The sequence below is a fragment of the Nostoc sp. GT001 genome (assembly GCF_030382115.1).
Lineage (GTDB): Bacteria > Cyanobacteriota > Cyanobacteriia > Cyanobacteriales > Nostocaceae > Nostoc.
In genome coordinates this window covers 5,226,576-5,238,127 of the sequence record NZ_JAUDRJ010000003.1, presented here as the reverse complement: position 1 = coordinate 5,238,127, position 11,552 = coordinate 5,226,576, and the positions used below count along the sequence as shown (strand labels likewise).

The 11,552-nt window shown below is 41.3% G+C and carries 9 protein-coding genes; 5 read left to right on the top strand and 4 right to left on the bottom strand.

Translation table 11 applies throughout. From position 1 onward, the window contains the following. Positions 1-199: 199 nt before the first annotated feature. The 3 genes from QUD05_RS25060 (at position 200) to QUD05_RS25050 (ending at position 4,177) form a co-directional block, all read left to right on the top strand. Positions 200-631, top strand: coding sequence for an EamA family transporter (locus QUD05_RS25060; protein ID WP_094352699.1), 432 nt, complete (start codon positions 200-202; stop codon positions 629-631). Between the two features lie 286 nt (positions 632-917). Beyond that, entirely contained in the window at positions 918-2,189 is a 1,272-nt protein-coding gene (locus QUD05_RS25055) for a Pvc16 family protein (RefSeq protein ID WP_289798454.1), read from the top strand. Then, positions 2,186-4,177 (top strand): ATP-binding protein, encoded by a 1,992-nt coding sequence (locus tag QUD05_RS25050; RefSeq protein ID WP_289798453.1) that lies wholly within the window; start codon positions 2,186-2,188, stop codon positions 4,175-4,177. Before QUD05_RS25055 ends, QUD05_RS25050 begins: the two co-directional genes overlap by 4 nt. Before the next feature lie 87 nt (positions 4,178-4,264). On the opposite strand, the gene QUD05_RS25045 is transcribed toward QUD05_RS25050, so the two are convergent. Both QUD05_RS25045 and QUD05_RS25040 read right to left on the bottom strand, forming a co-directional pair. Continuing rightward, on the bottom strand, positions 4,265-4,747 hold the full coding sequence (locus QUD05_RS25045) for a pentapeptide repeat-containing protein (protein WP_289798452.1): 483 nt from the start codon (positions 4,745-4,747) through the stop codon (positions 4,265-4,267). Positions 4,748-4,781: 34 nt separating this feature from the next. Further along, complete coding sequence (locus QUD05_RS25040) at positions 4,782-5,513, bottom strand: Uma2 family endonuclease (protein ID WP_289798451.1); 732 nt, start codon at positions 5,511-5,513, stop codon at positions 4,782-4,784. Positions 5,514-5,714: 201 nt separating this feature from the next. Here QUD05_RS25040 and QUD05_RS25035 point away from each other — a divergent pair, with 201 nt between their 5' ends. Next, positions 5,715-7,262 carry a hypothetical protein gene (locus tag QUD05_RS25035; RefSeq protein ID WP_289798450.1) on the top strand — a complete coding sequence of 516 codons (1,548 nt, stop codon included), beginning with the start codon at positions 5,715-5,717 and terminating at the stop codon, positions 7,260-7,262. Positions 7,263-7,320: 58 nt separating this feature from the next. Here QUD05_RS25035 and QUD05_RS25030 read toward each other — a convergent pair whose 3' ends face one another. Further along, positions 7,321-9,729 carry a helix-turn-helix domain-containing protein gene (locus tag QUD05_RS25030; protein WP_289798449.1) on the bottom strand — a complete coding sequence of 803 codons (2,409 nt, stop codon included), beginning with the start codon at positions 9,727-9,729 and terminating at the stop codon, positions 7,321-7,323. A gap of 178 nt (positions 9,730-9,907) precedes the next feature. Between QUD05_RS25030 and QUD05_RS25025 the strand changes: the two genes are divergently transcribed. Beyond that, positions 9,908-10,585 carry a Uma2 family endonuclease gene (locus QUD05_RS25025; RefSeq protein WP_289798448.1) on the top strand — a complete coding sequence of 226 codons (678 nt, stop codon included), beginning with the start codon at positions 9,908-9,910 and terminating at the stop codon, positions 10,583-10,585. A 14-nt stretch (positions 10,586-10,599) separates the two neighbouring features. Here the strand turns inward: QUD05_RS25025 and QUD05_RS25020 are convergent, their stop codons facing one another. Further along, entirely contained in the window at positions 10,600-11,514 is a 915-nt protein-coding gene (locus QUD05_RS25020; protein WP_289798447.1) for an abortive infection family protein, read from the bottom strand. Positions 11,515-11,552: the final 38 nt, after the last annotated feature.

Sequence of the window (11,552 nt, the reverse complement as noted above, 5' to 3'; positions counted from 1 at the left end):
GTTGAAATTTGTTCCTGATATTAAGTTAGCGCAAGTTCGACGAGAATCGTCTGCTTCAGTAGTACTGAGTGACTAAAAGAGTGAAACTGTAGAGCGCAAACTACGAACCTAGCAAGTCAAACTTGACAGACAAGTAATTGAATTTAACACTCTGATTAAATTACACTGCTAATTTTGACTAGCAAATCAGGAGGCTAAGATGGAAAGCAACACCACAACATGGTGGATATATGCATTATTGTCAGCTGGCTTTGCAGCATTGACAACTATCTTTGCCAAAATTGGGATAGAAAATGTGAATGCTAATTTAGCAACAGCAATCCGAACTGTTGTCATCTTAGTAGTTGCTTGGGGGATTGTATTTTTTCAGGGAAACGTAGTTAATATCTTAGCTATATCCCAAAAAACCATGATTTTCTTATTATTATCTGGATTATCGACAGGGTTATCATGGATTTTTTACTTCCAAGCCTTACAAGTAGGAAAAGCTTCACTTGTCGCACCAATTGATAAATCAAGCTTGGTATTAGTTTTATTGTTTTCAGTTATTTTCTTGGGAGAAACTTTAAGCTGGAAGATTATTTTAGGAACGGGGTTAGTAGTCATAGGCACTTTAGTTTTAATTATTTAAAGTCTTAATTAAAAGGATGTTTTAAAAGTCCGACTGTTCAAGTAGGTCAGGTAGCTTTAAGTGGAAATTTGCCTACTTTTAACAAGCTGATTTTGATCGTTGCCGAGTATTTTAAATTGAGATGCTAGGTGGATTTACGCCATACTGTACTAATAGTTGACACCGTGCTTTTGTCTGTCGTGCTGATAGTCTTGGCTACAACAGGACTTAAAGTTTTGCAAAATATATTCTATTAATGTGCTGTGGCGTACATGATTAATATGTGCTATTGCCATGAGGAATCAGGATGAGTAATGTGCTCTCTATAGCCGCAGTGACAGCAGTACTAAAAGTCTTGCTGGAAAATGGTTTAGTCAGCGATCCGATCGCTGCTAGTGTTGGTGATGTGATTGTAACTGCCCTACCGCCCGATCGAATTTCAGTTGAAGCTGACGAGCGTGCCCAAATCAACCTTTTTCTCTATCAAGTGACGCAAAATCGCAATGTCGATTGGGTATCTCAAGAATTTCGGAGCAGGCACTCACCTATTAATGGAAACCCACGCTCTCCAACTCCACCACTAGCTCTTGACCTGCACTACTTACTCACAGCCTACGGAGCCAAGGATTTCCAGGCGGAGCTTTTACTCGGCTATGCAATGCATTTATTACACAAAACACCAGCTATCACATCTGATATTATTGAAAATACTTTGATAAATGCATCTACAACTAATACCTCAAGTGCTTTTTCGCAAGCTGTAGCAAGTGTGTCTGTATCTGCCTTAGCTGAACAAATTGGGCAGATCAAACTGACTCCAGAGTTTTTTAACATGGAAGAAACTTCTAAGTTATGGTCTGCTTTACAAACACACTATCGACCTTCAGCTACCTATTTGGCATCAATGGTATTGATTGAAAGTAGTAATGACAAGTCTGAAAGTTTTTACATGATGCCCTTGTCTCAACCGAATATAGAGCAAGTTATAGCTCCGGCAAAGACTGAACAAATGATTGTTACAGGTACAACATTAGTAATTCGTGGTAAACGGTTACGCGGTGAGATCACACGAGTTCGTTTCGGTAATACGGAGACATTACTAGTACCTCAAGAAGTAAAAGAAACGCAAATCAGTTTGTTAGTCCCGCCAGATTTATACGCAAGTATACAGGGTGTGCAAGTTGTACATCTAACAATGGGTAATGCAGGGCAAACGAATCATTTAGTTGAATCAAACGTGGCGGCTTTTGTCTTACATCCAACAATTACAGCATTTGTCAATAAAGTAGAAAATAGCGGTGAGAATTTACGCGCAGCAGAAATTACTGTTAAATTCCAACCCAAAGTCGGTAAGGCACAGCGGGTAGTTTTGCTACTCAATGAAGTATCAGGTGATAATCCAGTAGCTTACTCTTTCTTGGCTGCACCACTTACCCAAGACACTGATGCGATCGCGATTCCAGTCAAAAATGTGAAACCAGGAACTTATATTGTTCGGGCGCGGGTAGATGGCGCCGAAAGTCCACTGCAAAAGAATCAGTTTGGGGAATATGATTCGCCACAGGTGACAATTTTATGAATGCTACGACAATAAATCACAATTGGGATGAGGCAAACTACCGCTATCTATCAGCAGCCCTAGCCGTGGTGCGTGGTATTTTAGAAAATCACACGGCAAAAGAGCAAAATCAACCTGAAGAGAACAACCAAGAGCATTTACAGCAAACGTTACAGGAAGCCGCTGCTGCAATGCCTGTACCATCGGCATTGGAGAGAATATGCAAAATGTTTCGCCTCTCATCCTTTGAACGCGATCTGTTGCTGTTGTGTGCAGGTATGGAATTAAATGGAGATTTTGCCAAATTGTGTGCCATCGTTCACGGTGATTCACAACGAGCTTACCCAACTTTGGGTTTAGCTTTGGCAGCTTTACCCGATGTCCACTGGGATGCGATCGCTCCAAATGCTCCCTTACGTTATTGGCGGTTAATTCAAATTGGTGATGGTCATGCCCTAACTCTTAGTCCCTTGAGAATTGACGAGCGGATTTTACATTATCTCACGGGTATTCAATATCTTGACGAACGGCTAGCTGGTATCATTGAGCCATTACCAGAGGTTAGCGATTTAGTTCCCTCGCACCAAGATTTGGCAGAGCGAATCGCAGCAATTTGGGCGCAAGCTAACAAGGTTAATAACTTGCCAATTGTCCAGTTATCTGGTGGTGAAACTGCCAGTAAACGTGCCATTGCCGCCGCAATTTGTCAGCTTCAGGGTTTAAACCTGTGGGTAATGCCTGCACAAGTCATTCCTTTAGCACCTGGCGAGTTGGATAATCTCATCCGCCTGTGGACTCGCGAGACAATTTTAAGTAAGTCTGCCTTACTGATAGACTGCAACGAACTGGATACTAATGATACAGCGCGGGTGAATGCGATCGCTCGTTTCATCGAACGCATAAACGGCTTTTTAATAGTCACGAGTCGGGAACGGATCGGCTTATCACAACACCTAGTAGTTAATTTTGACGTACATCAACCAACTAGTAAAGAACAAAGTGCAGTTTGGCAAAATGCATTAGGGGCGAGTGCATCGCAAATGAATGGGCAAGTCAAAACCCTAGTGGATCAGTTTAACCTCAGTGCTGCAACCATTCGCGCTGCTTGTGCAGAAGCCGCAGGACAGTTGGCACAAACACCAGAAACCGATATCACTAGTATTTTATGGGATGCTTGCCGCGTACAAGCACGTCCGCGCTTAGATGAACTCGCCCAACGAATTGAGCCATCTGGCGATTGGGAAGACTTAGTATTGCCAGAAGCACAGAAACAAGTTCTCCGGGAAATTGCGGCTCATGTACGGCAACGTAGTACTGTATATAACAATTGGGGTTTTGGGGGCAAGAGTGCTAGGGGATTGGGAATCAGCGCTCTATTTGCAGGTAGTAGCGGCACTGGGAAAACTTTGGGAGCAGAAGTACTGGCCCAGAAATTGCGCCTCGATCTCTATCGTATTGACTTATCATCAGTAGTCAGCAAATATATTGGTGAGACAGAGAAGAATTTGCGCCGGGTATTTGATGCCGCAGAACAAGGTGGAGTGATTTTGTTATTTGATGAAGCTGACGCTTTATTTGGTAAACGGAGTGAAGTTAAAGATGCGCGCGATCGCTATGCCAATATTGAAGTTAGCTATTTATTGCAACGGATGGAAAGCTACCCAGGTTTAGCAGTATTGACTACTAACTTGAAGAGTGCAATTGATACAGCCTTTCTGCGGCGGATTCGCTTTGTGGTGCAGTTTCCCTTCCCTGATACTATGCAACGAGCCGAAATTTGGCGGCGTGTCTTTCCAGCCGAAACCCCAACCGCAGATTTAGATGCTCTGCAACTAGCGCGGCTCAATGTCGCTGGGGGTAATATCCGTAACATCGCCTTAAATGCCGCTTTTTTGGCTGCCGATGCTGGGGAACCAGTGCAGATGAAACACGTATTGCGGGCGGCTCAAACAGAATATAGTAAGTTGGAAAAACCCTTGACTGATGCGGAAGTTGGCGGATGGATGTAATTTTGCAATTTTGAAATGGATGTTACTGATTTTCAAAATTTAGGATTGAATGCGTCCCTGTTGGCGAATTCTCAACTAACAATGGTGTCACCAGTCGTGATCGTCGTTGAGGACACTTCCATCCTCCAAAACAAGACCTCTGACGCGAGTACCAGTCCAGTCAACATTACTCACATGCTTGGCACCATTCATATTGGTGTTACCCAGCCAAGTTTGGGTGATAGAAGCGGATCGCAATTCAGCACCACTCATGTCAGTATCCATGAATTCAACAACATCCAAGCAAGCTTTAGTCAAATTGGCTCCACTCAAATTAGCACGAATCAATTTGCACTGACCCAAGTTGGCACTAGTCAGATTGGCGTTACTCAAATTGGCATCAGTGAGATCAGCACCAGCCAAGATAGTATCAGTCAAGTTGGCTCCACTCAAATTGATTCCACTCAAGTCAATATTAATAAAAACATCTTCCATTGGTTCGGAGCCGCTGATATTAATACCACTGAGATTGAGACCGCTAAAATCTCTTTCCCCAGCAGCATATCTTCTTCTCAACTCTTCTCCATCCATAATTTACTTTTGAATTTTGAATTTTGAATTGGTATTACTCTGGTAATTCACCAAATCTTTCCCGATAGCGAGCAAGCATGGACTCCATTTGGGCAAGTTGTTGCTCGGCTTGTTCGCGTTGCTGTTCAGCTTGTTGACGCTGTTGCTGTTCTTGGTGTGCTACTTCTTCTGGCGTGGGCGTTAGTTGTCCATCGGCAGTGAAAAAGCGCAACTTCGATTGATAAACTCCCAAATATAACTGCAATTGCTGACTCCATAACCAGCCTGCTTCATTTGCTTGCAGTTCTTGATAACGACCATCTAATAAATGAAATCCTTTAAATTCTAAACTTACCGGGTCAAACCAAAAATAATCAGGAGTCCGCCAAATATCTTGATAGATTTCCTTTTTCAACCCTCTATCAGTAGCAGCTGTTTTGTCAGAAAGAATCTCTACAATCGCATTTGGGTATTTGCCATCTTCTTCCCAAACTACCCAGCTTTTGCGTGTTTTGCGTTGGGTATTTAAAACTACAAAGAAATCGGGACCTCTAAATTGCTCAGACTTGCGTTGACGCGGACTGTAATAAATCGTCATGTTACCGCAAGCGTAGAAATCTTGGCGCTCCTGCCACAACCATTCCAAACACTGAATCAACAGCAGTATTTGCCGTAAGTGAAGTTCTGTTTCCAAAGGTGGTTCATCACTGTACAAATCACCAGGAGGAAATATAACATCTTCTGGTGTGTCTTCTAAAATTATTCCTAAATCTTGAGCAGAAGACATAATAATTTCTATTTTGACAAGATAAATCTAACTTAACCCAATTCATTCACCTGCAAAAGCGATCGCCCCAGCTTTCTAGAATTATAAATCTCGATCGCACAGAGCCACTGCTGGCAAAGAATAATTTCTACTTAAGTCGATAGCGATCGCCACTAAACAAATTGTATAATTTGATTCAAAAATATGCATTGAGGATGTGAGATGAGCGATGTCTACGACGGGCTATGCCTACGCATATTTAAACCCAAGAAAGCAGGTATATCCACTTCAAATCCGTCGCTGCTCTCAGCAACAACTCCAACGCTGGCGAATCCAGTGCGTGGCTTTGACATCGCAAATAAAGCTCCAATCCAAGCATCCTCTGAAGTATCAACCGACCTGCAAGCAGCTCAGTCTACTGGCGAACAATCCTGGGAATCACAAGCTATCAAAAAAAAGCCTGTTCACGACATTAGTAGCATAGCGTTGCGTCGTCCACAAGCAAAACTGACGGTTGGAGAACCAGGAGACCAGTTGGCTAATCGAGTCATGTCAATGCCTAATACTGCGATGCAAACGCAGATGACAGCAGAAGAACAGACTCAAGAGGAAGAAGTGCAAACTAAACCTCTCGATGTTTACTTTGGGCAAAGGAAATCGCCAGTAAATAATCAGTTGACTCATGTAGTACAACAGAAAGGTCGAGTATTGCAGAGAGATGTGTTGCAGAGAGCGCCAAAAAACTCAGTAGTTACAGAACTTTCGACAAAACTGCCACTGACGGAAGCCAATGCAAGATTAATTGATGCTTGTCATAATTTAGGTAGTATTTATGTGGATTTATCTGTAGCAAATACTGATTTAATCAGTACAAAATTAAGAATTTTCTCCATAAATTACGATATGGCTTACAGCAATTACTCAAGAGTAATTGGTCAAGGAAGAGCAGAAGCACAAAATCAAACTCTTTGGAGAGGAATATTTTTAGGAATAGGAACGGGTGTTTTAGCAGGTCTTGCCGCCGCCTATATTGCTCCTTCTACCGCTGCTGGATGGTTTGCTCTCACCCTCGCTGATGCAGGTACAGCAGCTGGTTCTTCATTTTTACAAGGAGCTGCCTCTTCAGCAGTAGCTCTTGCTGTATCAGATGCTATCACAACACGAGGCAGTGATTTACAACCTGGTGGTCTTTCACCGGATATGCTGCGAAGTAATATTTGGCAACACGTTGCATCAATGTATCGTGGTGCATTGCAAACCAATAAAGTATTAGCAAACTTACATAAAAATACTGTTATTCTTGAGCGATTAATTGCAGAAATCAGGGTACAAATTGCTGGTGGTGCATCGTCATATTCGCCAGCAGATATACTAACAGCAACTAATGCCATGAACGATCGCATTAATGGAATGGCAAGTGTCTTTAGCGAATTGAGACAAAAAGCAACTGCGATGAGTGCCTTTGGTAATTCTATTTTGGCTTACGATACTACTAAACCTGGAGTCGATCAAATAGAAAAAGATATTTGGATTATGTGGATGGGAACTTTAAGTAATGATGACTCTGACATTCTTGATTTAGATAATATTGAGGCTCATTTGAAGAGTATCGGGATTTTAGGTAATGGTGGTTTATTAGGTGTAGATTTTGGAGACTATACCTCGGAAGATGATGAGCTAGCGGCTTTAGCAGCAGCTCGTCCTCGCGCTGCAACCATAAAAGGTAAGTACGATCAAACCACTTCTCAATGGACTGCACCAAGTCCTTAAGTCAACTTTTAATTATTTACTTTGATTTGTTTGCAGAACCGTTTCTAAACCAAAGATTTTACCTCATTTCCAATCTCCGACTGGTGACACAGATATGAGTAGCACACTTTAAAACTTTTTCAACTTGTTTTGGTGCTTTAATTTCAGTAAATAGCTGAATTGCTCGATCAAAATTTATTTGACTTTCATCAGATTTTGACATCCTTTGATTAGTTAAACCCAATTGAAAATAAGCTTCAGCCAGATCGCATTTAGCGCCTATTTTATCCAAAAGTTCGATTGCTTCTGTATGATTCGCAATAGCTAATGCAAAATCTGTTTGTTGCCGATGGATTTCTGCTAAACCATTGAGTGTTTTTGCTTTTACCTGCATATAGTGACTTTCTTCAGCAAAAGTCAAAGCTTGGTGGAATATCTGATTTGCCTGAGAAAATTCGCCTAAATTGACGTAGGTTTGACCTAAAATTTGCATAAAATAGACAAATCTACCAGTCTGTTCTATCAGTTTTTCGTTCGTAATATTTTGATAAGCTACATCTGCTAATGCAGACGAGGCATCAGGCAAACCTAAATAAGAATACACCAAAGCTAAACAAACTGAAGCTTTCTCTGCCCAGCGATGATGTTCAGTATTTTGAGCTAAGTAAATTACTTGTTGAAATAATTTGGCGGCTGCCTCTAGTTCCCACAAATCTATTTTGTAAAGACCAATACTTAATAAAGAATCTACCTCTAGCATCCTCAGATAGTAAACTGTATGTTTATTTTCTGGCTGAAGTACAAGTGATTTGAGTGCTTGGGTTGCGAGTGTAATAGTCTTTTCTTGACAAGCGATCGCTTGACTAATTTTACCTGTTATCCAATACAAATCGCCTAATATATTATAAAGTTCGCTGAGATTTTGGTCATCTTCTAGATTGTTAACAACTCGCTCAATTGCCGCAAGTATCGGTTGAATTAAACCCATCCGATACAATGTGCTACCAAGAGGTAAAAACTGCTGCCATTGATTATTTCGGCTTTTTAAAATGACCTTACCCGCCAACTCAAAGTCATGAATTTCTATGTAGTGATAATATGCTTCTAGAGCTTGCAAAGCATCTTTAAAAGTTTCAATTTGTTTAACACTAATTGTCCAAAATTCTGCGGCTTTGTGGTTGGCAATTTGCCATTCATCGGTGAGGCGTAAACGCGCGATCGCTTCTTTTTGAATCACGGGATGCAACCAGTATTCACCTTTATCGCACTCCACCAAAGACCGATTTCTCAAGGAGGCGATGATTTGGCGATGTTGCTCGGCTGGAACATCCCACAGTAAACAAAACAATCCTGGTGATGAAATGGTGGGCATATCTTGGTAACGATAACATCCCAAACGGCAAAGTAAGCGATATGCTTGAGGGTCAAGAGTTTGCAAACGATTGATTTGACTAACCGCCAAATTTTTTAAGTCGGTTGCGGCTAACGGATCGGCATGATTTTCTTGCCAATAAAGAGCCATATCACCATCAAAATCCTCCTGAATTGAACCGCAGAGAATTCCCATTGCTTTAGCATTACCGCCATAAGTGCGATGCATGATTTGCAAGGTTGGCGAGTTGATAGTTAACCCACGGTTGCGAAAAAACTGTTGCCATGCGCTTTCATCTAAACCAGGAAGCCGATAGTGATTCACATTCAACCCAGGTTCACAAAGGCGATCGCGGCTAGTAATCAAGGTAACAGATTGCACCCTGGCATCAGTTAAAACACGCAATAGTTCTACATAGTTGCGGTGAGAAGCAATTAACGCACCTTGTCGATCTAATGCAGGTTCAAGATTATCAATTAACACCCCAATGCGCCGATTGTGGAGTTGGCGCTTGAGTCGCGCCAAAGTTACCCCAAATTCTACCCCAGGTTCTTCGTCAAAATCTTGTTTGAGCCATTCCTCTACAACTCGTTCAGCGGGGGTGATATTCTGCGTTTCCTTCGCCATCAGCAGTTCCAAAACCAAGTCAAACCCCTGAGTTTGCAGATATTGCTGCGCTAGAGTAGTTTTGCCTAAGCCTCCCTCACCTTGGATAACAATGACTTTTGATCCTTGATTTACCAAAGTATTCAGGTGAGCGATCGCTTCTGTTCGTCCAATAAAATTGGTATCCTCTAGTTTTGGGGTAGGTTGGGGCGATCTGGAGTAATCAATCAGACTTGATATCGCAGAAGTTTTTCTCAGAACTCGCTCTAAAGTAGCGCGACAATTACTTTTGGTAATCTTTTCTCGCAATACTTTAGAAAGCAGCTTCCATAACTGAGAACCAGCATCCTTGGCGTGTCCTTCCGTACAACCGTAAGCATGAGCGATATCCAAGTATTTTCTACCCAACCAAACTTGCACAAGAATCACTTTTTGCAAATCGCTCAACCGTTCCCCAGTCTGAGGAGGAATTATGGCGTCTAACCATGCTAATGCTGCTTCAGCGTCCATTGGGTAACGACAAGGATAGTTCAGATTTTAAGGACAACTATAAATTACTCTACAGTTATATTGCTGGAGTTTTCCGATAAGATTCTGTAAACCCGACTTTTTTCCCGACTTTTCCGAATAAAGCTTTCTCATCTAATAAAATACAAATCATTAGGTCATTCCAGCACCATCATTACTTATGGTGAAATCAGACCCCCGCCAATTGCCTAGCAGTGCTGAACTTCCTTGTTCAGACGATACCCCTGTGGATAACGAAGACCAGAACTTTATTCCTAACCTGCTTCTCTTCTTACTGCAATACATTTGGGTAAACCGTAATGACTGGTTTTTCAGTGTGGATATGGGCGTTTACCATACCACAGGGGTTAGTCCACTTGTGCCAATTGTACCCGACGGATTTTTGAGCTTAGGTGTAGAACGCCGCAAGGAAGGCAAATCTCGTAAAAGCTATGTTGTTTGGGAAGAAAACAACATTGTGCCTATCCTGGCTTTAGAAATTGTCTCCTTAACTCCGGGTGGAGAATACGACAAAAAATTAGACACTTATGCCAAGTTAGGTGTACTATATTACATTATTTATAATCCAGAGTATTGGCAACGCGATCGCCATCAACCTTTTGAAGTTTATCGTTTAGTAGATGGTAGTTATCAATTGCAAATTGGTGAACCTTTTTGGATGCCAGAAATTGGTTTGGGAATTGGTAGAGGGCAATACGTCTCTGGTAATATCCAGCGTCAGGTTTTGTATTGGTATGACCAACAAAGAAAGCGCTATCAAACTCCAGAAGAGCAGTTGGAGTTAGCGCAAAAACAACTTGAGCGTTATCGTCAGCAATTTGGGGAGTTGACAGAATAAGTAAAGTATTAGCTTTAAGGTAGCGCCTTCTCTGCTTCTAGCAAAAATAGAATTGTGCTTGCCGTCATGTGAAGCTGGTAAGCAGCAAAGTGTTGTGGGACAGTAAGTGGCTGAGAACCTTGACCATGACCTGCATTTTTATTTCTCATAGTAGGAACTCCACTTTCCAGACTTGACTTGAGTGAGGTAACTTGGGTTTGTAAGTAAGTAGGAATCAGATTATTCTGGAAGCAAAGATTAATCAGATTTTTCGCCGTATCTCCAGGTTGATAAGTCCAGCCTTGAATATCACAAATAGTTTTCATAGTACTCTCGAAAGCTTTGAGGCATTCAACAAGGCATTCCTTGTATCGCTCGTGCCGATAATGTTCGTGTGCTTTCAAAAATTCCTCATTCGCTCCTTGAAATCGTGTATCACTTAGCAAATGCAAAACTGGCTTAACTGCCTCAGCATGGATGATCTGAGAATCAACTCTGATAATTTCACCTGACTCATATTGATAGCCTACCCCGTGTTCTCTAAATCTATAATTTAATGTTTCAATTGCTTCAGTAGGTGAAATTTCTGGATGATATCTTATATAGTGTATGTCTCGCATATAGGGACTATTAATATAGGTAAATATTAATTCTACTACATCAATAACCTGTTCTATATCATCGGTTTTTAACATAAAATTCAATACATCGCTAATAGAACTTTTTCTATGTTCTTGTAGCGAAAAGATGCCATATTCACGGCATAAAATCTTGTAAATATTTTGGAAGCTCTTTAAGTTATTTGGATGATCGGGATTGCCTATAGTATCGTTAATAATATGAATAATCTGTACGCGAAGCTCTTTAGAGATATAGTCATATTCATAAACATCAAGGAATTCTCCCATAAGTCTTTTTTGACGCTTTGAGTATATATCGTAGACCTTCATACTTGATAAACCTGTATACAATACATATATACTACACT

Bases quoted from the DNA above. Each gene is read 5' to 3' on its own strand.
- QUD05_RS25060 (WP_094352699.1), top strand. From the start codon at position 200: ATGGAAAGCAACACCACAACATGGTGGATATATGCATTATTGTCAGCT.
- QUD05_RS25055 (WP_289798454.1), top strand. From the start codon at position 918: ATGAGTAATGTGCTCTCTATAGCCGCAGTGACAGCAGTACTAAAAGTC.
- QUD05_RS25050 (WP_289798453.1), top strand. From the start codon at position 2,186: ATGAATGCTACGACAATAAATCACAATTGGGATGAGGCAAACTACCGC.
- QUD05_RS25045 (WP_289798452.1), bottom strand. From the start codon at position 4,747: ATGGATGGAGAAGAGTTGAGAAGAAGATATGCTGCTGGGGAAAGAGAT.
- QUD05_RS25040 (WP_289798451.1), bottom strand. From the start codon at position 5,513: ATGTCTTCTGCTCAAGATTTAGGAATAATTTTAGAAGACACACCAGAA.
- QUD05_RS25035 (WP_289798450.1), top strand. From the start codon at position 5,715: ATGAGCGATGTCTACGACGGGCTATGCCTACGCATATTTAAACCCAAG.
- QUD05_RS25030 (WP_289798449.1), bottom strand. From the start codon at position 9,729: ATGGACGCTGAAGCAGCATTAGCATGGTTAGACGCCATAATTCCTCCT.
- QUD05_RS25025 (WP_289798448.1), top strand. From the start codon at position 9,908: ATGGTGAAATCAGACCCCCGCCAATTGCCTAGCAGTGCTGAACTTCCT.
- QUD05_RS25020 (WP_289798447.1), bottom strand. From the start codon at position 11,514: ATGAAGGTCTACGATATATACTCAAAGCGTCAAAAAAGACTTATGGGA.